Here is a 22,880-nt window from a genome sequence, read left to right on the forward strand (position 1 = left end):
AGAAGGTATATATGTTTAAAATTGGCTTAACTGGTGGCATCGCATCGGGCAAAAGTACAGTTCTTACATATTTTAAGGATAAAGGTATACCATATATCGATGCTGATATTGTGGCTCGTGAAGTTGTTGAGCCTGGTACAAAGGGTTTAGAAGCAGTTGTAGATGCATTTGGAACCGATGTATTGCGCGATGATGGGACATTAAACCGAGAAGCATTAGGAGCTATTGTCTTTCATAATGCAAAAAAGCGCCAACAATTGAATGGTTGTTTAAAGGAGCATATTCAAAATCGAATTATGGAACTTACAGCTCATTATGAGGAGCTACATACACCAGTTTTACTATATGATATCCCTTTACTTATCGAGGGAGAATGGTATACCATGATGGACGAGGTGTGGCTCGTATATGTGAATGAGTCGACTCAAATTGAGCGCTTAATGAGCCGCAATGGATTGACTGAGGAGGAGGCATTGGCTCGTATTAATAGTCAAATGTGTCTTGAGGATAAACGGTCTTACGCGGATGTAATTATTGACAATAATGGTACACCTTTAAATTTAAGGGAACAATTAGATAACATTTGGGATGAGCGCATCGAATCAGTTTTATAAGAACCTCAATGATAGTCATTTTATGTGTCAAAATTGGTATATAAAAATTACTATTAAATGGTATAATAAGCCCATAAAACTTCGTATAATATTAACCTAGTATTTTGTTATATTTTATATCTTGGTGACTATGTATAGTTTCTATATAGAAAGGGGGATATATGAAACGTGCAACGGCAACAGCACTATCTTGTGTCGTACTAGGATGGTTTTATTTTACATATCTAGATGACCATTTGGCGCGTCAGATTGCGTATCCCTTTAACTATAAAGAGGAAGTTATAGCTGCAGCTGAGAAAGAGCAGGTACCTCCATCTTTGGTAGCTAGTGTTATCTTAGCAGAAAGCAAGTATAAAAACACAGCGGAGTCTGAAACGGGGGCTCTTGGATTGATGCAACTCATGCCAGATACGGCTCGTTGGGTGGCACAGCAAGTGGGGCATGGTAACTATACAGATCGTCAACTTAAAGAGCCTACTATAAATATTGAGTTAGGTACATGGTATTTAGGTCACTTGTTAAAGGAATTTAATGGTGATCAGGTGTTAGCATTAGCTGCTTACAATGCTGGTCGTGGTCATGTGGAATCGTGGCTTCGTGAAAATAACTGGAATGGAATGGTCGATACGATTCCGTTCCCTGAGACCCGTAGCTATGTAAAGGCGGTCTTACAGTATCAAGAAAGATATGAGGCGTTATATGGAAACAATTATTGAAGCTTGTAAAGCCTTAGACTATTCTTGGTTACCTCAAACTGTTGACGGCTTTACGTTAGTTACATCTACTGAAAGTGACTATACAATATTAGCTAATCGTATTAGTGCTGGTGAAGACGTATTAAAGGTGCCTATTTTCCACTATCAAAATGAATTGGGGTGGCGTTGGTCTGCCTTATATGATAAAGAGGTAGAGGACTATACAGTACATATAGAAATGCCACTATTTTCCTTTGTGGACATTTCTTTTGTGCGAGCCGATTTAGAGTCTTTTTGGACAGGGCTACAAGAACGATGTGTAAAAGGGTTAACCAATATGTTAATAGAACCTGCTAATAATTTTACTTTTACTTATCGTCGCCGAGGGATTCCTGAATGGGACTTCTCACAAGTTATGCCTGAGGAGTTAGAAGGTTTTGTACGCGATATTGATCCAGCCCATGCGATTCGCATGATTAATGGGTCTTTTATCATCGGCGAATACCACAAGATGGATGAGTGTACAGGCTTACTATTGTATTATAATGAATTGCGTGATGAATACTTTGCGGAACTTCGCTATAAAAGCTATCCAGAAATCGACCATCATTTAGATGCAAAAAATCTAGATGATTTAGCAGTGCTATTGCGTGAGCATTTAGGTGCTATACTAAAAGGCTTGAATGAGCGCATTGATTAAAGTTTGGATAGATTTAACTATGCTATTTTTTCTCATTTTTTGTTTTTATAGAATGACTTATGTGGGATTGGTTTCTTTAATACCCATTCAAAAGCGTAGAATTTGTATATACACAGCAAATTTAATACCCATTCAAAAGCGTAGAATTTGTATATACACAGCAAATGTGATATACTATATATGACTTTTATATAATCTTTTAAAAGAGTGGGCTTATGTCCACTCTTTCATTTATGATTAGCTCAATTTTAGAGTATTTAGAATCAAGAGATATATACAAGATGTAGTAAGTAAGGAGGCGATGGCTATGAAAAGAGAAGCAGTGGAGGAGTTTGTATCCTCTGTAGTTGAAGGTATTATAGCCGGCACCGATATGGAACTCGTCGATGTAGACTATGTACGTGAACGGGATTGGTATTTACGTGTCTACCTTGATAAACCAGGTGGTGTAGATTTGGATGACTGTCAGTTGGTGAGCGAAAAATTAAGTGCTGTCCTCGACGAAAAGGATCCAATTACGGAAAATTATTTATTGGAGGTATCTTCTCCTGGCCTTGATCGAGTTCTAAAGAAAGATAAGGATTTAGTTCGGTATAATGGCCGTGATGTAGATATTCAGTTGTTTAAGCCTGTTAATGGCAGTAAACAATTTACTGGTGCATTACAAGGTTTTACGGACACATCTATCGACTTTACTATTAATGGTGAAAGCATAACATTTGAACGTTCTGCTATTGCACAAATTCGATTACATCTTGATTTTTAATATATGGAGGCATACGAGTGAGTCAAGAATTAATTCAAGCGGTAATGGTGCTTACAAAACAAAAAGGTTTTGCTCCTGAGGTTATTTTTGAATCCTTAGAGGCTGCATTACTGCAAGCATATCGCAAAGAACCAACATCTAATCCAGATGCGTACGTTGTGATTGACCGCGAAACAGGTGTTTATAAAGTAATGGCCAAAAAACAAGTTGTGGAAACTGTTGAATTGCCTGAAACAGAAATTAGCTTGTTGGATGCTCGCAAAAAAGATAAGCGTTTTGAGATTGGTGATGTAGTAGAAGTCGATGTAACTCCTGCTAACTTTGGTCGTAGTGCTGCCCATACTGCAAAACAAATGCTTATTCAACGTTTGAAAGAGGCTGAGCGCAGTGTAGTATATGAGGAATACTACAGTCGTGAAGGTGATATCATCACTGGTGTTATTACACGTGTCGAAGGTAAAAATGTGTTTATCGACCTTGGTAAAACAGAAGCAATTTTACCTCCAACAGAGCAAATTGCTACTGAAACATACCGTGAAGGGGATCGTATTAAATGCTATATCGTAGAGGTTAAGAAAACTACGAAAGGCCCTCAAATTATGATTTCTCGTACACATCCAGGTCTATTAAAACGTCTATTTGAATTAGAGGTTCCAGAAATCTTTGAAGGCGTAGTAGAGCTTAAGTCTGTAGCTCGTGAACCGGGGATGCGTTCTAAAATCGCCGTATATAGTCGTGATGAAAATATTGATCCTGTAGGTGCTTGCGTAGGTCCTAAAGGGCAACGTGTACAACATATTGTTGATGAATTACACGATGAAAAAATAGACATTGTTAAATGGGATGAAGATCCAGCAATTTATATTGCTAACTCCTTAAGCCCTGCGAAGGTTGTATCGGTAGATGTAAGCGAAGAAGAAAAAGCTTCTTATGTAGTCGTACCTGATTATCAATTATCTTTAGCTATTGGTAAGGCTGGTCAAAATGCTCGTTTAGCTGCTAAGTTGACTAACTGGAAAATTGATATTAAAAGCGAAACTCAAGCTGCTGAAGAACCTTTCACAGGTTTTGGCAATGCTGAGGATGGTGAATAGTCATGAAACCAAAATCCCAACCTATGCGTACTTGCGTAGGATGTGGTGAACCTAAGGCAAAACGAGAGTTGATTCGCGTAGCCTTGAGTCCAGACGGCAATATCACTATTGATCGCAGCGGTAAAGCACCAGGACGTGGAGCTTATTTATGTGAGTCTATGTCGTGTTTTGAGCAGGCTTATAAGGCAAAACGATTAGAACGATCATTAAAACATAGTGTATCTAAAGAGATATACGAAGCATTACAACGTGATTTACAAGAGAATGAGTAATCACTGATATACATGAATGAAGATAAAATTTTGAATCTCTTAGGCTTAGCACAACGAGCAGGAAAAGTTATTTCTGGTGATTTTATCGTAGAAAAAGCTATAAAGAGAAAGGAACCGAAATTGGTACTTCTCGCTGGTGACTGTGCAGCCAATAATGAAAAGAAATATACTCAATTAGCAGAAACCCATCACATTCCACTTCACAGTATTGCCAATAAAGAGGCTTTAGGAACGGCCATTGGTAAGGAAGTTAGGGTAGTAGTTGCCGTACTAGATGATGGATTTGCAAAGGCATTACTTAAAGAGATTGATCGATAATAAGGGGGTATGTAGATGTCCAAAAAGCGCGTTCATGAAATCGCCAAAGAGTTCGGCGTAGAAAGTAAGCAGGTCATTTCTATCTTGCAACAAAATAATATCAATGTTACGAAAGCAGTTAATTCTGTAGATGATTCAGGTTATGAAATTGTAAAAAAACAATTAGGTAAAAAATCTGAAGCTCCTAAAGTAGCACAAAAAATAGAAAAAAAGGTAGAACAAAAGTCTGCTCCTGCAGCTCATAAACAAGATGTTGCGTCACATAAACAACATCCAAATCGTTCTAACGAACAGAAAAAAGATAAACATAAACAATCTGGTCAAAAACAAGACGATCAATCTAAACAAAAGGACCATAAAAAAGGCAATGTACGTCATGTACAAATCTCTGAGCCTACACGCAAATCCGATGGTAACCAACATGGTGGAGACCGCGCTAACAATCGCCCTAATAATACCCGCAATAATGATAACCGTAATAACGTTCGTTCTAATGATGCGCGTAATAATGATAATCGCAACAACGATAATCGTAATAACGACAACCGCAATAACGATAACCGCAATTCTAATAATGATCGCCGTAACAAGAAAAATAAAAAAGGTGGCAATAACCGCCCTCAATCCTTGTTATCTACATCTATGCAAAAAAAGAAGAATCGCGTAAAACATCGTAACGAGCAGTACTTACAGCAAAAAGCAGAAGCTGAACGTAAAGCTGAAGCAGCAATTGCTACAGAAATTGAATTGAGCGGTCCTTTAACTGTTAAAGAATTAGCTGAAAAAATGGGTCGTGAAGTATCTGAAATCATCAAGAAATTGATGCTTTTAGGTGTTATGGCCAGCATTAACCAAGAGGTTGATGTAGATACAGCTACTATTGTAGCTGAAGAGTTCGGTGTAACTGTAACTGAAGTAGAACCAGAAGAAGATCCTACAGATGTTATCGAAATTGAAGATGCACCAGAAACGTTAAAACCACGTCCTCCTGTAGTAACTATTATGGGTCACGTTGACCATGGTAAAACATCTTTGTTGGACGTAATTCGTCAAACTAATGTAACAGCTGGCGAAGCTGGTGGTATCACTCAACATATCGGTGCGTACCAAGTTCGCTACAAGGATAATAAAATCACATTCCTTGACACACCTGGTCATGAAGCGTTTACTGCTATGCGTTTACGTGGTGCAAAATCTACAGATATCGCAGTTCTCGTAGTAGCTGCTGACGATGGAGTAATGCCACAAACTATCGAGGCCATTAATCATGCGAAGTCTGCAGATGTACCTATTATTGTAGCCATCAACAAAATGGATAAACCAGGTGCTAACCCAGACCATGTTAAACAACAATTGTCTGAACATGGTCTTTTACCAGAAGAATGGGGCGGCGATGTCATCATGGTTCCTGTATCTGCTAAACAAAAACAAGGTATTGATGACTTACTTGAAAATATTTTGCTTGTAGCAGAGGTTATGGAATTGAAAGCGAACCCTAACCGTAAGGCATATGGCGTAGTTATCGAGGCTCAACTTGATAAAGGTCGTGGTGCTGTATGTACTGTCTTGGTACAAAAAGGTTCTCTTCGTGTAGGTGATACAGTACTTGCTGGTACTGCATACGGTAAAGTACGTGCCATGACAAATGAGCGCGGTGAAAAAGTAAAAGTTGCTCGTCCGTCTATGCCGGTAGAAATTTTGGGCTTCTCCGAAGTTCCACAAGCCGGTGAAATTATAAATGGTATGGATGACAACGAAGCACGTGCAATTGCTGAAAAACGTATTGCTAAGCAACGGGTTCAAGAATTGCAAGCTACACATAAAGTTACATTAGATGATATTTTCAACCAAATTCAACAAGGCGAGTTGAAGGATCTTAATATTATCATCAAAGCCGATGTTCAAGGTTCTGTAGAAGCATTGCGTCAATCTTTAGAAGGCATCAAAAACCCTGAGGTTCGTATTGTTATTGTTCATGCTGCAGTAGGTGCCATTAATGAATCGGATATCATGTTGGCATCTGCATCTAATGCGATTGTAATGGGCTTTAATGTACGCCCTGATGCTAATGTTCGACGTGCAGCGGAACAAGAAAAGGTTGACTTGCGTACATATCGTGTAATTTATGATGCTATCAATGACGTTGAATCTGCTATGCGCGGTATGTTGGCGCCTCAATTTAAAGAGGTTGTCGTAGGTCGTGCAGAAGTGCGTCAGGTTATTTCCACACCAAAGGCTATTGTAGCTGGCTCTTATGTAACAGAAGGTCGTATTACTAACGACTCTGAAGTTCGTTTAATTCGTGACGGCATCGTTGTATTTGAAGGTAAGGTTGATTCTTTACGTCGATTTAAAGATGAAGTTAAGGAAGTTAAAACATCCTTTGAATGTGGTATCTCCTTAGAAGGATACCGCGACATCAAGGAAGGCGACGTTATTGAAGCTTACTTGATGGAAGAAATTGCACCTCAATTATAGGAGGTTTATATGAGTGATGTTCGTGTCAGAAAATTACAAGAATTTATCAAACAAGAGGTAAGTCAAATGTTGATGCGCGGATTGAAAGATCCGCGTATCGGCTTCACTACTATTACCGATGTTCATGTAACAGGTGATTTACGTGAAGCTACGATTTATGTCTCCTTGTTTGGTTCCGATAAGGAAAAAGAAGATACCCTTATCGCATTAAAGCATGCAGCAGGTCATATTCGTACAGAGCTTGGTAAAGTACTTAAATTACGCCATATTCCTTCCATCACCTTTGATAAGGATACGTCTTTAGACTATAGCATGCATATTGAATCCCTTTTGAATGAAATCAAAAAGGATGAAGAAATAAATTAACAAAAAGGATACAGAACATGAGTAAGATTACTATTAATCAATTACATATGGCTCTGTGTGAAGCTAATTCTATTATGCTAACCGTCCATATTAGACCTGATGGTGATGCTATTGGGTCCATGGTAGCCTTTTACGAAGCCCTTGTAGGACAAGGTAAAACTGTATATATGGTAGTGGATGATGTAGTTCCTGAGAAGTACACATTCTTACGATATACGGACCACATTCATGATGTAGCGTATTTTGAAACTAATCCAGTTGATATTGATATGCTTATGGTTTTGGATGCTAGCACGTATGAGCGAATTGGCAAAGTAGGTGCACTTTGGAGTGCACCTATTTTTAATATAGATCACCATATTTCTAATACAGAATTCGCGGACCATCTATATTTAAAGCCTGACTTTGCTGCTACTGGTGAAATTGTTACCGACTTATGTACAAAATGGAATTGGCCTATCACTGAATCTATGGGTACTGCATTATATATGGCGATTGCTACAGATTGTGGTTTCTTTAAATTTAGCAATACTACAGCAAATACTCTTGAGATGGCTGCCAAATGTGTAGCTGCAGGGGCTAGACCAAATGTTATTTCTGAAACCATAGAAGCCGTATCTGCCAGTCGTTTAGAATTAACAAAACAAGTTATGCAAACTATCGAGTTTTACAAGAATGATACGATTGCTACCATCGAGTTGAATCGTGAGGCTATGACTATTCTTGGCGATGATACAGATGGTTTTGTAGATATTATTAGAAATGTTGATACTGTAGACGTGGCAATTTTATTAAAAGCAGAAGCTGATGATATAACACGTGTAAGTTTACGTTCCAAAGGTATTGATGTGAACGTTGTAGCAAGCCATTTTGGTGGTGGTGGTCATATTCGTGCTGCAGGTTGCACTATTAATCTACCATTAGAAGAGGCAAAACAAGCTCTCATTGAGGTAATTTAATAATGGATGGGATATTACCATTTTTAAAACCACCTGGCATTACAAGCCATGATGCCGTTGCTATTTGTCGTCGTATTCTAAAGGAAAAGCGCATTGGTCATAGCGGTACATTGGATCCTATGGCTTATGGTGTATTGCCTGTGTTTCTTGGTAAGGCTACGCGCCTTATAGAATACACGGATGAATTTGATAAAACTTATGTAGCAGAATGTAAATTGGGTACTTTTACAGATACTGAAGATAGCTCAGGACAACCTGTATTGCCAGATAATGATATGCTATTGCGAGATGGTATTGTATTGAATCGAGCTATTCAATCTACAGAAATCTCGACAACGATGGTTAAACCAGGCTTTGAAGAATTGGTTAGTATTTTGAGAAAATTTGCTGGCGTTCAGGACCAAAGGCCGTCTAAGTATTCTGCCATTAAAGTAAATGGTATTCGAGCTTATGAATATGCTCGTAAAGGTATTCCTGTAGAGCTACCATTACGTCAAATTCATATTAAAAATATTGAGCTCATTGCTTATGGATTCCCTTTTTTCACGGTTCGTGTGACATGCTCAGGGGGGACTTATATTCGCTCGTTATTACGCGATATTTGTATTGCTTTAGGTATTCCTGGCGCTATGACTTCTTTGGCACGTACTCAAGTAGGCCCTTTTGATATCGGCTCTGCTAAGATGGCCGAAGAATTGATGCTACATGGTGAAAGTCTGTTGTTGCCAACAGATACGGCTGTTTCTCATCTTTCAAAAGTAACTGTAAATAGTGTACAATTAAGAATGATGATAGAAGGCAAGCAGTTACCGATTGGTAAAGAATTTGCTTTCACAGAAATAGGTCAGCTCTATAGAGCTTATGGACCGAATGGTTTTATTGGTATTATGAAACGAAACAACCACACATTAAAAGTGGAAAAAAATATTTTTATTGAAGGATAAGTATGAAGCAACTACATTCGTTTGATGAACTACGTCAAATCAAAGATACAAAAGTATATGCCCTTGGTACCTTTGATGGCATTCATCGAGGTCATCAACGAGTTATACATAAGGCTGTTGAAGAGGCTATATCAGTCGATGGGGTTAGTATCATCATTACCTTCGAGCATCATCCATTGACTATATTACATCCAGAACGAGTACCTAAACGAGTGATTCAAGAAGAGATTATGGATACTGTGCTAGAAGAACTCAAAGTTGACTATATTTTGCGGTTACCTATGACTGAAGCATTATTAAAAATGACTGCAGATGAATTCTTACATGAACTCTGCAATGATATGAATGTGGAAGCTATTGTAATCGGTGAGAACTTTACATTTGGTGCAAAGGGGCTTGGTAATCCAGAATATATGAAACAAGTGGTAGCGGATAAGAATATACGAGTTCTTGTACAGCCTTTATTACCTTGTGATGGTAGTAGTACACCTATTTCTAGTACAGAAATTAGAAAAGCTATTCATGAAGGGCATTTGGAGGATGCAAATCATTGGCTAGGTAGGCCATTCCAGTTTAAAGGAACTGTGATTAAAGGTGATCAACGGGGACGCACATTAGGATTTCCTACATTAAATCTATTACTTCCTAATGAAATGGCTACACCTCCAGACGGAGTCTATGCTAATCGTGTATGTATTGATGGTATTTGGTATGATGGGGTAGGCAATATTGGAGATAATCCAACCTTTAGAAATCAGTACCATAGATGTGAAGTACACGTTTTTAACTTTGACCAAGATATATATGGAAAAGAAGTAATTGTACAGTTCATTTCTTATATTAGAGGGGAAGTTAAATTTAATAATTTACAAGATCTTATCGATCAAATGAAGGTAGATGAAGAACAGGCTCTAGCTATTTTGGCTAATGCATAAAAGGGGGTTCTCATGGATATTAAAGAAGCTCGAAAACAGATAGATAGTATTGATTCTGTATTAGTTACGGAGTTTGAGAAGCGACTCACACTGATTAAAGAAATTGGTAAATATAAGGATGAACATCACTTACCACTTATTGATGAAGAACGGGATGAAAGTATCATTGCTTTACATACTCAAAATTGTAAAGATAAAGTTTTAGCACCTTATGTTGAAAATTATATAAAAACCGTCGTTTCTATGAGTAATGAGTTCTTAAAGGAGCATATGCATAAGCATATTTTTCTCATTGGTATGCCTGGCGCAGGTAAAACTACTGTTGGTAAGGTTCTAGCAAAAGAGTTAGGCCGCGACTTTTTCGATCTAGACCAAACGATTCAAGACAAGGTAGGTAAATCCGTTCAAAATATTTATATTTACGATGGTAAAGATGCTTTCAGTGAATATGAATATAGTACAATCAAAGAATTAATTCACAATAAACCATCTGTCATTGCTACAGGTGGCGGCACTGTTACCTATGATAAAACTGTTAAATTGATGCGCAATAATGGTCTTGTTGTATTTGTTAACCGCGATGTAAATCATATTTTAGATGATTTGGATCTAGAGATTCGTCCGCTTGTAAAAGAAAGTATCGAATATATTTTTAATGTATATGAAGAACGTTATCCTTTATATGAAGAAGTAGCACATATTAAAATTGGTAACGAAGGCAGTATTACCGATGCAGTGCAAGAAATTATTGAAGCTTTGCCGAATACGGAGAAATAATGGACGCCATACGAGGATTTGTATACCGAACTATATATGAGAATACACAACGTACATATTGCGTGTTTATCCTAAAAGATTATAATGAGGAATACATTACTTGTACTGGCAAATTTGAGTCTCCTAAAGAAGGGGAAGACATCGAAGTACGGGGCCGCTATGTAGAACATGAAAAGTACGGCCGCCAATTTGATGCGAGCAGTGTTGAAAAGTTAAAACCTGATAATATGGGTGCTGCCAAGACTTATTTGTTGAATCTAGGAATAAAAGGTTTTGGTGAAAAATCCGTAGAGAAGGTACTAGAATATTTCGGTATTCGTATTTTAGAAATTTTACGGGAAGAACGTCCAGAAGAGATTAAAGATGTTCCAGGTCTCCGAAAGAGTGTTAAGGATGAGCTATTCAATACCTTACTTGGCGAAGGTATTTTATCTGATTTAAATCATTTTTTTGAAAGTCATCACATTTCATCGAAATGGAGTCGTATTGTATATACCTATTATGGTGTGCAGTCTGTCGCAGTTATAGAGGATAATCCTTATACATTATTACGTGTAGCACCGGATATGCTTTTTGGTACGGCCGATACACTAGCAGAGCATCTTGGTATTAATGGTAGTGATACACGCCGTTTAGAGGCTGGTTTAGAATGGATTCTACGTAGTCTAGATAATCAAGGTCATACATGTTTACCAGTAGACCAACTTATCGGTCGACTTGACGATTTATTACAAACTGATGTAGATGATATTGCGAACTTTATTGAAAGCCTGCTGGAACAAGGTGCACTGTATAGTACGTATTATGAAGATATCTTATATATCTATCCGCCAGAGATGTATGTTTCTGAAGTGGAAGGTGTCCACTATACTCGTGAGTTTCTATTAGAAGCTGATCCAATAGCATTAGATATTTCTAGTTTTATTGAAAAGTTTGAACGAGACAACTACATTATCTTTGGTGATGCTCAAAAAGAAGCTATACAGCTCTCATTTTTTGAAAAGTTTTCTCTTATAACTGGTGGTCCTGGTACAGGTAAAACAACTATCATCAAGGCACTAGTAAAAGGTTTCCAACTCGGTGGATTGGGGCGCATTATACTTTGTGCTCCTACGGGACGTGCTGCAAAGCGTCTGACCGAGGCCACTGAGTTTGAAGCTACTACAATTCATCGTCTATTGGTACCTGTTCAAGGTAGTGACTCCTATGACTTTACAAAGAATGAAGATGATCCTCTAGATATAGATGTCATTATTATCGATGAAGCATCTATGCTTAATGTGCGTTTATTCTATTCTTTGATGGCTGCTATTCCAAAGGAAGCCCATGTCATTATTGTGGGTGACGTAGATCAATTACCACCTATAGGTGCTGGGTTCGTATTAAAAGATTTATTAGATAGTGATTGTGTGCCCTATACACGACTTAATCAGATTTATCGTCAAAGCTCTGGTAATACTATCGTTGAAAGTGCTTACGCAATTAACCGTGGTGAAATGCCTAACCTGGAAGGTGTGAGCGAAGAGTTTTCTTTTATTCCTGTTAAATCTTATGACATGATGATGAAAGCCATCATTGATGTATATAAACGTGAACAAGAGACGATAGAGGATGAATTAGATATTCAAATTATTTCTCCTATGCGCCGTGGTGAAGCAGGTAGTACATTGATATCACAATATGTACAACAAGCCGTAAACCCTCCAGATAGCTATAAGGGAGAAGTTCGTGTCAATGGCATTACGTATCGCGTTGGGGATAAGGTTATTCAAATTCTCAATGATTATGAGTTAGAAGTGTTTAATGGCGAAATTGGCGTTATCTATGCTATTACGCGGACCGATATTTGTATCCGATTTATCCATAAAGAGGTTCGTCTACCTATCGATGAAGCACATATGATTATGCCTGCTTATGCTATTACGGTCCATAAGAGTCAAGGTAGTGAGTATGGTGTAGTTATTATTCCATTTGTTCCACGTTATGGTGGTATGTTACAACGTAATTTGTTGTATACTGCTGTTACACGGGCAAAGCGTAAAGTAATCATCGTTGGTACTACGAGCGCAGTTGAACGTGCTGTGCGTACTGTTAATGCCGATGAACGTTACACATTGTTTAAAGAACGACTACAAGGGAGATGTGATTCGTAATGAGTCTTTGGGATTTCCTATTTCCACCTGTATGCCCTCACTGTGGTGCACCTGTGGCAACACAAGGGGATTGGTGTAAAGCTTGTTTTACAGATTTATTACATATTCGTCATGTACCACATAAATTTTTACACTATGTAGATGATGTATGTGTGTTGGCCGAATATCGTGGTGGTCTAAAGTCTATGATTTACGATGTAAAATTTAATGAAAAAAAGGAGCAGTCCAAAGGGGCCGCTCCTTTTTTAGTATCGTACAACTTTTACATGAAATATAATGAGTCTAATATTGTGAACAGTAATTGTAAAATTATGTATGATTATATTGTTCCTGTACCATCTAGCGAAAAGAAAAAAGCTAAGAGAGGATATAATCAAGTAGATTTATTCTTTCTTGAATGGGCTCATTCTTTATGGGAGATAGATAGAAAAAACTTTAAATGGTTAGATTGTATATACAAGTTTGATACTTCTCGAGATATGTGGGGATTAACAAATAAAGAAAGACATCAAAATATTGATGATGCCTTTGTTATATGTGCTGATTATAAGGATATTGATTTTACCAATAAGAATATATTAATTGTTGATGATATATATACTACAGGTGCCACAATTGAAGCTGTAGCAAAAGTCTTACAAAAGCATAAAGCGCTACGCATTGATGCCCTTACGCTGGCTAGTGGTAGTTTCTAATCTTTATTACTAAATGTAGGAATATAATATTTGATTTCATATTAGCCAAGCACATCAATAAATGCTTTAACTACATCAGGATCAAAGAGTGAGCCAGACGCACTAAAGAGTTCTTCTTTTGCTTTAGCTTTTGTTTTCGCCCAAAATTCAGTAGAAGGATTAACTGTTGTATCATAGTAATCTGCTACAGCAATAATTCGAGCTCCTAACGGAATATTGGCACCACGTAAATGTTTGGGATAACCAGAGCCATCCCATTTTTCATGATGGTAACGAATATAAGGCAAAATTTGTTGGCAGCAAGGATAGTTTTCAATCATATTGGCTCCACTTGCCGCATGTTGTTTATACTTAGACATTTCTTGCTTATTAAGATATGGAGATTTTTGGATTAATGCATTAGGTACCATTAATAGACCCACGTCATGAAGTAGAGCTGCGTGACGAATCTGTTCAATTTCATTTAATGGCAAACCCATTTTAGCTGCGATGCTAACAGCATAGTTTGAAACCTGGATAGAATGTGTATAGAGATGATAGCTTTTCATTTGTATCATCTGTAAAAGTTGTGCGCTTATGGCTTCTAAACTATCTTTCTCCAGTTCATACAAACCTGATGGTTGCATCAATGATAACATAAACATAATAAACCCCTCTAACTAACAAACTGAACATATGGTACAACCCCTCGTACTTATGTTCATATCGTACAACTTTAGGCCGTTCTAATTTAACAGTATACAAATTATACACCATAAATAATTTTTTGTGTATGATACGTATGTTCTTACAAATATGTTGTATTCATATTTGGCATACAAAAACTAATTGACAATTTAAGAATCCACTAGATATGGTACTTAAAAAATGTGATTTTAGAAATATTAAAATATTATGAAGAATATTTTAGGTTTTCTATTCCAATTTTCTATACATCAACAAATAGGGGTTGCAAAATTTATTCTCATTGTTCTAAGAATTATGCGATAGTATGTTTGGTAAAAAAATTATGTTTGGCTACTTAACTATATAATCAAAATTTTTTAAAATAATAGTAAAACTAGACATGAATACTGTTATTCTTTATAATACGTCTATACGGGTCTGTGGTTGAAAGTCGAGGCTAGTCGCAGGCAAAACGATCCACATAAGCAGCCCAAATGGTTGTGAGCATGGTGCGGCTTAGGTGTAAGTCCTGCCGATAAAATCGAGAGAGGTAGTAGTGGGGAGTCTTGGACTTATGAGCGAACCTTCCAGCAGGCGAGTGTGGGGGCAAAGACCAGGTCAGCCGTATAGGGGCACATGAGGCTTTTCTCATGTGCTTTTTTTATACAGTTGTATATTATAAAATCTATAGAAAACCACTAACTATGGGAAAGTTTTTATACATGAACGTAATATTTATACAAACAATGTATAAAATTAAAATATAAATATAGAGATTTTGCGATTGCATCTAAAATTATATACAAAATTATTGACATAATTATACTTAATCTATATACTATTATAAAGTAGTAGTAAGTTAAAATAATGAGGTTGATAATATGTTAAATAGCAAAGTAAAAAAAATAATTCTTGGCGGTTGTATGTTAGTGATGGCGGCTTCTTTAGTTGGTGGATGTGGTTCTTCTAATCAACCTACATCTAATAAACTTGTCGTTGGCACTAATGCTACATTTGTTCCATTTGAGTTTAAAGATGAAAAAACTCAAGATTATACAGGTTTTGATATTGAATTGATTCGTGCGATCGGTAAGCGTATTAATAAAGATGTAGAGCTAAAAAATGTAGCTTTTGATGCTTTGATTCCAGCTTTGAACACACATGATATTGATGTTGCTGCATCTGGTATGACCATTACAAAAGCGAGAAGTGAAAAAGTATTATTTTCTTCTCCTTATTATGAAAATGCCTTAGCAGTAGTATATAAAGATGGAACGGCTGTGAATTCTCTTGATGACTTAAAGGGTAAAAAAATTGCAGCCCAATTAGGTACTACTGGTGCAGATTTAGCTCATAAAATTGAAGGTACTACTGTAAAAGAATTTGACCATAGTAATGAAGCTTTGTTAGAATTACAAAATAGTGGAGTAGATGCAACTGTAATCGATTTACCTGTAGCTCAATATTACAGTACTAAGCATCCTGATCAACATATTAAATTTATGGCATATCCAAATACTAAAGAATATTTGGGCTTAGCAATTAATAAGGATAACAAAGCATTGCAAGAAGAAATTAATAAAGCAATTGCTGATATGAAGGCTGATGGTGAATTTAATACATTATATAAAAAATGGTTTAATGTAGATACACCTGCTGATATGCCAGTAGTTTTAGAATTTAAATAATAGGAGAGATTATGAGTTTTAATTGGGGGTTAATTGCGGATAATTTACCGCTCTTGCTACAAGGTGCTCTAGTGACTGTAGAAATTACAGCCATGTCTGTAGGTTGTGGCTTTTTTATCGGTCTTTTAGTATCTTTAGCAAATTTATCTAAATTTAGATTAGTTAGATTGCTTGCAAAATGTTATGTAGATATCATTCGTGGTACACCATTACTGGTGCAAATTTTCCTAATCTATTTTGCCTTGCCTATGATTACAGGTCAACGGATTGATCCATATATTGCGGCTGTTACCGCATGTAGTATTAACTCTGGTGCTTATGTATCTGAAATTTTCCGTGCTGGTATTCAATCTATTGATAAAGGTCAAATGGAGGCCGGTCGTTCTCTTGGTTTAACTTGGGGACAAACCATGCGTTACATCATTATGCCTCAAGCTTTTAAAGCAATTATTCCTCCGTTAGGGAACGAATTTATTGCCATGTTGAAAGATTCCTCTTTAGTTTCTGTTATCGGTTTCGAGGAGTTGACACGTCGTGGTCAATTAATCATTGCTAAAACCTATGCATCCTTTGAAATCTGGGGTACGGTTGCTGTGATTTACCTTATTATGACAGTGACTATCTCACAATTAGTTGGATATCTTGAAAGGAAATATAGCATTAAATGATTAAATTAGAAAATGTACATAAATCTTTTGGTAAAAATGAAGTACTAAAAGGTATTAATTTACATATTAAACAAGGTCAAGTAGTTGTAATCATCGGCCCTTCTGGTTCTGGTAAAAGTACGTTACTGCGCACTATGAACTATTTAGAGGAACCTACATCTGGTAAGGTTATCGTAGATGGCATGGATCTTTCTGATAAGAAAAAGTTAAATGACGTTCGTGCTGAAGTAGGAATGGTATTCCAAAACTTTAATTTGTTCCCACATATGACGGTTATGGAAAACCTTACCTTAGCACAAACTAAGGTTCGTAAAACATCTATGGAAGAGGCTAAGAAGATAGGTCAAGCTTTACTTGATCGAGTAGGCTTGGCGGATAAAGCCAATGCATACCCTGATTCTTTGTCAGGCGGTCAAAAGCAGCGTGTTGCTATTGCTCGCGCTTTAGCTATGAAACCAAAAGTAATGCTTTTTGATGAACCTACTTCAGCTCTTGATCCTGAAATGGTTAGTGAAGTGCTAGATGTTATGAAGTCTTTAGCTGAGGAAGGTATGACGATGGTCATCGTTACTCATGAAATGGGCTTTGCGAAAAAGGTAGCGGATAGAGTGTTATTTGTTGATGGTGGCTTGATTTTAGAAGATAATACACCTGAACGCGTATTTGATGCACCTACCAATGAAAGAACAAAATCATTCTTAGATAAAATTTTGTTAGATTAAATAATATAATTATAGGAAGCAAATTCTAGAATTAGAAATTGCTTCCTGTTTTTTTACATTAAATTTAACCTATCTATTTATATTAATTTTTATTATATATGTATAGCTTAATATCTATTAATATATTTGATAACTTTTAGACTGAATTTATTAATTATAAAGAGTTTGTATAAAGATTTACAGGGTAGATTAATCTGAAAAACACGATTATTGCTATAAATATTTGTGATATAACAATAATTTATACAGTCATTTTTTAAAATAATAATTTTTAATTCACATATTTTTATGATTATAAAAATATACAATTAATTTATAGGGTGTATATAATTATTTATAACATGTATAGATATAGGGATTGTTGAGATTTACAGCAAATGATATTCTTATTTCTAGTGTTTGTATATTCATTAAAAATGTAAATATTGTTGTTTGATATTTTATACATGCTGTGTTATGATACACATATAGAGCAAGACAGCAAGACAATATATATATTTTTAGGAGGATGTTACCATGTTAGGTAAAGTAAAATGGTTCAGCGCAGAAAAAGGTTATGGTTTTATTGAACGTGAAGACGGTAGCGATGTATTTGTACACTACTCTGCAATCCAAGACGAAGGTTTCAAATCTTTGACTGAAGGTCAAAATGTAGAATTTGAGATTGTTGATGGAAACCGTGGACCTCAAGCCGCTAACGTTGTTAAAGCGTAACTACATACCAAAAAAATTATAAAAACAATATATAATTGGACCCTGATAGTATATACTATCAGGGTTTTTGATTTTCTATATACATTTTATACATAATTCTACAAAAAATATAATATTTTTAGATAAAAAAGAAGGAGTTTTACAGTTGGATGTAGAAATACTAAATATAACACGAGAGATAAGGTTATATAATACCACACACTCGCATCTCGTGGATGATTTTTAGAAAGGGTGTTGACTTATGAAAGTAGCAATTAGAGGAAAAAACATTGAAGTAACAGATGCCTTAAGAGCATATATCGAAAAAAGATTGAGTAAATTGACTCGTTACTTCGATGATGAGTTAAATGCACAAGCGGTTTTATCCGTTGTAAAAGATAAATCTACAATTGAACTTACATGCTTTGTTGATAAAATCGTTCTTCGTGGTGTGGAAACCAACGATGATATGTATGCAGCTATTGATTTAGTAGTAGATAAAATTGTTCGCCAAATCCATAAATATAAAACTCGTTTGGCTAAACGTTTCAAAAAACAAGAAGCTTTCCATCCTGAAACTTTGGCAACTCCTGTGGAAGAAGAAACTATTGAAGTTGTAAAACGCAAACATTTTGTTGTGCGTCCTATGGATGTTGAGGAAGCGATTTTACAAATGAATCTTATTGGTCATGATTTCTTTATGTTCTTCAATGCTGAAACTGAATCGATGAACGTTGTATATCGTAGACATGATGGTTTCTATGGTTTGATCGAGCCAGAACTTCAATAATATATAATGTCGGCTGAACTTAATCCTAACTCCTTTCTACTTTAAATCAGCCGATTATTATATTAAGGTGGATGACTTAAAATAGTCATCCACCTTTTTTGCCAAAATAATATTATAAATAATCTTGAAATGCCTTGAATTCTTTGACTATTCAAGGTTTTTTCGTTATAATAAGTTAGATAAAATAATGTAAGATGTCCCGTAGAGGAGTGATTTGTTTGTTAAGCTTTTTACAAAGGCTATTAGGCAATAATAACGCAAAAGAAATTAAAAAAATGCGTGCTATTGCAGATCATATTAATGAAATTGAACCTAATTATATTAAATTAAGTGATGCTAACTTAGTGGCAAAAACTGATGAGTTTAAACGTCGTTTGCAAAAAGGGGAAACGTTAGACGACCTATTGCCAGAAGCATTCGCTGTAGTTCGTGAAGCATCTAAACGCGTTTTAGGCATGCGTCATTTCGATGTACAGTTAATGGGGGGCATTTGCCTGCATAATGGTAATATCGCGGAGATGCGTACTGGTGAAGGTAAAACATTAGTAGCTACATTGCCCGTATATTTGAATGCATTGACCGGTAAGGGTGTACACGTTGTAACAGTAAATGATTATTTGGCGACTCGTGATAGCGAGCAAATGGGACGTTTATATAATTTCTTAGGACTTTCCACGGGCCTTATTGTGGCTAATCTTGACTTTAATCAACGTAAAGAAGCCTATGCGTGTGATATTACATATGGTACAAATAATGAGTTTGGTTTTGACTATTTACGCGATAACATGGTAACCGATGTTGTTCAAATGGTACAACGACCATTGAATTATGCCATTGTGGATGAAGTAGACTCCATTCTTATTGATGAAGCAAGAACACCATTAATTATCTCAGGCCCTGGTCAACGTTCCACTGATAATTATTATAAATTGGCTAAAATTGTTCCTCACCTTATAAAAGATGAAGACTATGTTATCGATGAAAAACAAAAAACTATTGCCCCTACAGATTCTGGCATCGCAAAGGTTGAAAAAATGCTTGGTGTTGAAAACCTATATGATGCAGAAAATATCGAGTTGAATCATTTGCTTGGTGCTTCTTTGCGTGCCTATGCTATGATGCATCGTGATACAGACTATGTAGTTAAAGATGGTGAAGTTGTTATCGTCGATGAATTTACGGGCCGTTTGATGTTTGGACGCCGTTACTCTGATGGTTTACATCAGGCTATTGAGGCTAAAGAAGGTTTGAAAGTTGAACGCGAAAGCCAAACCTTAGCATCTGTTACATTCCAGAACTATTTCCGTATGTATGATAAATTATCAGGTATGACAGGTACTGCTAAAACAGAGGAAAAAGAATTTATCGATATTTATGGATTAGAGGTTATACCAATTCCACCAAATAAGCCTTTAATCCGGATGGATTTGCCTGATCAAATTTTCAAAACTAAAGCTGCTAAATATCGTGCTGTAGTACGAAATGCAGTAGAACGGCACCAAATAGGGCAACCTATTCTGATTGGTACTACATCTATTACACAGTCTGAAGAACTTTCAGACATGTTGTTGCGTGCAGGTGTACCTCATAAAGTATTGAATGCTAAACATCATGAACAAGAAGCAGAAATCGTTGCAGCTGCTGGCCAAATGGGAATGGTAACAATCGCTACTAATATGGCTGGTCGCGGTACAGATATTACTCTTGGAGAAGGTGTGCCAGAACTAGGTGGTTTAGCAATTTTGGGGACAGAACGCCATGAAAGCCGACGTATCGATAATCAATTACGCGGCCGTGCTGGTCGTCAAGGGGATCCTGGTTCTTCTCAATTCTTTTTATCATTAGAAGATGACTTAATGCGTATCTTTGGTGCTGACAATATTACAGGTATCATGGATAAACTTGGTATGGAAGAGGATGAACCTATCGAGCATTCTTTGATTACTAAATCTATTGAACGTGCTCAAAAGAAAGTAGAGGATCATAACTATAACATTCGTAAATATGTACTCGAGTATGATGATGTTATGAATCAACAACGTGAAGTATTATACGAACAACGACGTCGTATTTTACGTAACGAATCCTTGCGTGAAACAATTAATGAAATGATTGACAAGCTTGTTACCGAATCTGTAGATGCTTATGCTGATGAAAAGCTCTATCCAGAAGAATGGGATTATGAAGGTCTCTATAAACATTTAAGTCAATATTTCTTAACAGAGGAGATTATGTCTTCTCAAGATATGGAAGAATATAGTCGTCAAGACTTATTAGAACGCTTATTAGAAATTGCTCATGAAGAGTATCAAGATCGCGTTGATATGCTTGGAGAGGCTATGTTTAGTCAACTTGAAAAGGCGATTATGTTGCGCGTTGTTGATAATAAATGGATGGAACATTTGGATAATATGGATATGCTACGAGAAGGTATTGGCCTCCGTGCATATGGTCAAAAGAATCCGTTGGTAGAATATAAGTTTGAAGCTTTCGATATGTTCCAAAACATGATTGCAGCTATTCAAGATGAGACAATCATGGCATTATATAAAATTCGTGCACAATTGATTCAAGAAATCGAAGAACCAGTTGATCACTTAGAAGGTGCACAATCCCATCATGAAGATGTGTTGGAGCCACAAAACATAGATTAAGATTTGTGAATGGCACGTTGCTCAAAGGGATTTCCACTGGGCAACGGCCATTTTTCTATTTTGTTAAGGTAATAGTTTATTGATGTAATAGGCTAATTAACTAAAGGTGGTGAACATAAATTGTTAGAAGATTTAAAACCGATTATTTCTAATCTAGAAGAACGTATTTATGGGATGAGGGATTCACTTTAACATCGCTCAGAAGGAAGACCGAATATTTACACTTGATGTACAGATGAGTGATCCTACATTTTGGGATAATCCAGATAAAGCTCGTGAGATTTCTCAAGAGGCCACACAACTAAAAAATGCTGTAGAAAGCTATAAGCAACTTGTTAGTGATATTGAAGATGCTAATATGATGCTTGAAATGGCTATAGATGAAGATGACCTCTCCATGGAGAGTGAAATCAAGGAATATGTTAAGCAAATAGAAGAAACCTTGGAAAAGCAAGAAGTACTTTTATTGTTAAGTGGTGAATATGATGCAAATAATGCTATTTTAACATTTCATGCTGGTGCTGGTGGGACGGAGGCACAAGATTGGTGTTCTATGTTAATTCGCATGTACTTGCGCTGGGCTGAAAAATCTGGCTTCTCCATCGAGTTAATGGATGAACAACCTGGTGATGAAGCAGGGATAAAATCTGCTACATTCCTTGTTAAAGGTGAAAATGCCTTTGGTTACTTGAAGTCTGAGAAAGGTGTGCATCGTCTCGTTCGTATTTCACCATTTGATGCCGCGGCTCGACGTCATACATCATTTGCTGCTGTCGATGTAATGCCTGAAATCGATGATACTGTAGAAATTAATATCGATATGAAAGACGTTCAAGTTGATACATATCGTGCTAGTGGCGCTGGTGGTCAGCATATTAATAAAACCGATTCTGCTGTTCGTATGACCCATAAGCCAACAGGTATTGTAGTACAATGCCAAACACAACGTTCTCAAATGCAGAATAGAGAACAAGCTTTACGTTTGTTACGGGCGAAACTATTTGAGTTAGAGCTCGAAAAGCAAGCTGAACTTAAAGAACAGATTGGAGGTACCTACCAAGCAATTGAGTGGGGGAGTCAAATTCGTTCCTATGTATTCCATCCATATAATCTTGTTAAGGATCATCGTACTAGTGTAGAAACTGGTAATGTTCAAGCTGTTATGGATGGCAACTTAGACCCATTTATCGAAGGTTTCTTAAAAAAAGAGGCTAACTTAACAATTTAGGAGAT

The 22,880-nt window shown here is 36.5% G+C and carries 23 protein-coding genes; 22 read left to right on the forward strand and 1 reads right to left on the reverse strand.

The genetic code is table 11. The features are described 5' to 3' along the window. The first annotated feature begins 11 nt into the window (after positions 1-11). The 15 genes from coaE to HMPREF0873_RS00925 all read left to right on the forward strand — a co-directional run bounded on the left by coaE (position 12) and on the right by HMPREF0873_RS00925 (position 13,766). Positions 12-614 carry a dephospho-CoA kinase gene (gene coaE / locus HMPREF0873_RS00855; protein ID WP_004693000.1) on the forward strand — a complete coding sequence of 201 codons (603 nt, stop codon included), beginning with the start codon at positions 12-14 and terminating at the stop codon, positions 612-614. A gap of 161 nt (positions 615-775) precedes the next feature. Next, complete coding sequence (locus tag HMPREF0873_RS00860; RefSeq protein ID WP_004693001.1) at positions 776-1,330, forward strand: lytic transglycosylase domain-containing protein; 555 nt, start codon at positions 776-778, stop codon at positions 1,328-1,330. Then, positions 1,314-2,009, forward strand: coding sequence for a hypothetical protein (locus HMPREF0873_RS00865; RefSeq protein ID WP_004693002.1), 696 nt, complete (start codon positions 1,314-1,316; stop codon positions 2,007-2,009). Before HMPREF0873_RS00860 ends, HMPREF0873_RS00865 begins: the two co-directional genes overlap by 17 nt. 307 nt (positions 2,010-2,316) lie before the next feature. Next, a complete protein-coding gene (gene rimP, locus HMPREF0873_RS00870; protein WP_004693003.1) occupies positions 2,317-2,775 on the forward strand; it encodes a ribosome maturation factor RimP in 459 nt (152 codons plus the stop codon). A gap of 17 nt (positions 2,776-2,792) precedes the next feature. Next, positions 2,793-3,869, forward strand: coding sequence for a transcription termination factor NusA (gene nusA, locus HMPREF0873_RS00875; RefSeq protein WP_004693004.1), 1,077 nt, complete (start codon positions 2,793-2,795; stop codon positions 3,867-3,869). 2 nt (positions 3,870-3,871) lie between these two features. Beyond that, positions 3,872-4,141: an RNase P modulator RnpM gene (gene rnpM, locus HMPREF0873_RS00880; RefSeq protein ID WP_004693005.1), complete on the forward strand. Its 270-nt coding sequence runs from the start codon at positions 3,872-3,874 to the stop codon at positions 4,139-4,141. Between the two features lie 12 nt (positions 4,142-4,153). Continuing rightward, a complete protein-coding gene (locus tag HMPREF0873_RS00885; protein WP_004693007.1) occupies positions 4,154-4,459 on the forward strand; it encodes a ribosomal L7Ae/L30e/S12e/Gadd45 family protein in 306 nt (101 codons plus the stop codon). A 15-nt stretch (positions 4,460-4,474) separates the two neighbouring features. Then, a complete protein-coding gene (gene infB / locus HMPREF0873_RS00890) occupies positions 4,475-6,937 on the forward strand; it encodes a translation initiation factor IF-2 (RefSeq protein ID WP_008713794.1) in 2,463 nt (820 codons plus the stop codon). Between the two features lie 9 nt (positions 6,938-6,946). Continuing rightward, positions 6,947-7,303 carry a 30S ribosome-binding factor RbfA gene (gene rbfA, locus HMPREF0873_RS00895; RefSeq protein ID WP_004693011.1) on the forward strand — a complete coding sequence of 119 codons (357 nt, stop codon included), beginning with the start codon at positions 6,947-6,949 and terminating at the stop codon, positions 7,301-7,303. 17 nt (positions 7,304-7,320) lie between these two features. Then, entirely contained in the window at positions 7,321-8,262 is a 942-nt protein-coding gene (locus HMPREF0873_RS00900; protein ID WP_004693013.1) for a bifunctional oligoribonuclease/PAP phosphatase NrnA, read from the forward strand. Positions 8,263-8,264: 2 nt separating this feature from the next. Continuing rightward, positions 8,265-9,206, forward strand: a complete 942-nt coding sequence (locus HMPREF0873_RS00905; protein ID WP_004693015.1) for a tRNA pseudouridine(55) synthase TruB — start codon at positions 8,265-8,267, stop codon at positions 9,204-9,206. A gap of 2 nt (positions 9,207-9,208) precedes the next feature. Continuing rightward, positions 9,209-10,141, forward strand: coding sequence for a bifunctional riboflavin kinase/FAD synthetase (locus tag HMPREF0873_RS00910; protein WP_004693017.1), 933 nt, complete (start codon positions 9,209-9,211; stop codon positions 10,139-10,141). A 12-nt stretch (positions 10,142-10,153) separates the two neighbouring features. Then, the gene (locus HMPREF0873_RS00915) at positions 10,154-10,918 is read left to right on the forward strand and encodes a shikimate kinase (protein ID WP_004693019.1); all 765 of its coding nucleotides are present in this window, start codon (positions 10,154-10,156) and stop codon (positions 10,916-10,918) included. After that, positions 10,918-13,071: an ATP-dependent RecD-like DNA helicase gene (locus HMPREF0873_RS00920; protein WP_004693020.1), complete on the forward strand. Its 2,154-nt coding sequence runs from the start codon at positions 10,918-10,920 to the stop codon at positions 13,069-13,071. Before HMPREF0873_RS00915 ends, HMPREF0873_RS00920 begins: the two co-directional genes overlap by 1 nt. Then, on the forward strand, positions 13,071-13,766 hold the full coding sequence (locus HMPREF0873_RS00925) for a ComF family protein (protein ID WP_004693022.1): 696 nt from the start codon (positions 13,071-13,073) through the stop codon (positions 13,764-13,766). The genes HMPREF0873_RS00920 and HMPREF0873_RS00925 overlap by 1 nt, the downstream gene beginning before the upstream one ends. A 41-nt stretch (positions 13,767-13,807) precedes the next feature. On the opposite strand, the gene HMPREF0873_RS00930 is transcribed toward HMPREF0873_RS00925, so the two are convergent. Beyond that, on the reverse strand, positions 13,808-14,410 hold the full coding sequence (locus HMPREF0873_RS00930) for an HD-GYP domain-containing protein (protein WP_004693025.1): 603 nt from the start codon (positions 14,408-14,410) through the stop codon (positions 13,808-13,810). 903 nt (positions 14,411-15,313) lie between these two features. Here HMPREF0873_RS00930 and HMPREF0873_RS00935 point away from each other — a divergent pair. The 7 genes from HMPREF0873_RS00935 (at position 15,314) to prfB (ending at position 22,875) form a co-directional block, all read left to right on the forward strand. Continuing rightward, on the forward strand, positions 15,314-16,120 hold the full coding sequence (locus HMPREF0873_RS00935; RefSeq protein ID WP_008600779.1) for a basic amino acid ABC transporter substrate-binding protein: 807 nt from the start codon (positions 15,314-15,316) through the stop codon (positions 16,118-16,120). 11 nt (positions 16,121-16,131) lie between these two features. Then, the gene (locus HMPREF0873_RS00940) at positions 16,132-16,788 is read left to right on the forward strand and encodes an amino acid ABC transporter permease (RefSeq protein WP_004693053.1); all 657 of its coding nucleotides are present in this window, start codon (positions 16,132-16,134) and stop codon (positions 16,786-16,788) included. Then, complete coding sequence (locus HMPREF0873_RS00945) at positions 16,785-17,510, forward strand: amino acid ABC transporter ATP-binding protein (RefSeq protein ID WP_008713800.1); 726 nt, start codon at positions 16,785-16,787, stop codon at positions 17,508-17,510. The genes HMPREF0873_RS00940 and HMPREF0873_RS00945 overlap by 4 nt, the downstream gene beginning before the upstream one ends. Before the next feature lie 516 nt (positions 17,511-18,026). Next, a complete protein-coding gene (locus HMPREF0873_RS00950; protein ID WP_004693056.1) occupies positions 18,027-18,224 on the forward strand; it encodes a cold shock domain-containing protein in 198 nt (65 codons plus the stop codon). 241 nt (positions 18,225-18,465) lie between these two features. Continuing rightward, the gene (gene hpf / locus HMPREF0873_RS00955) at positions 18,466-18,993 is read left to right on the forward strand and encodes a ribosome hibernation-promoting factor, HPF/YfiA family (RefSeq protein ID WP_004693058.1); all 528 of its coding nucleotides are present in this window, start codon (positions 18,466-18,468) and stop codon (positions 18,991-18,993) included. A gap of 218 nt (positions 18,994-19,211) precedes the next feature. Then, entirely contained in the window at positions 19,212-21,647 is a 2,436-nt protein-coding gene (gene secA / locus HMPREF0873_RS00960) for a preprotein translocase subunit SecA (protein ID WP_004693148.1), read from the forward strand. A gap of 120 nt (positions 21,648-21,767) precedes the next feature. Beyond that, positions 21,768-22,875, forward strand: a protein-coding gene (gene prfB / locus HMPREF0873_RS00965; RefSeq protein ID WP_206669385.1) for a peptide chain release factor 2 whose coding sequence is annotated in 2 segments (ribosomal slippage) — positions 21,768-21,824 and positions 21,826-22,875 — 1,107 coding nt in all. Because the reading frame shifts where the segments join, the coding sequence is not laid out codon by codon here. Positions 22,876-22,880 lie beyond the last annotated feature (5 nt).

It is taken from the genome of Veillonella sp. 3_1_44 (assembly GCF_000163715.1).
Taxonomy (GTDB): domain Bacteria; phylum Bacillota; class Negativicutes; order Veillonellales; family Veillonellaceae; genus Veillonella; species Veillonella parvula_A.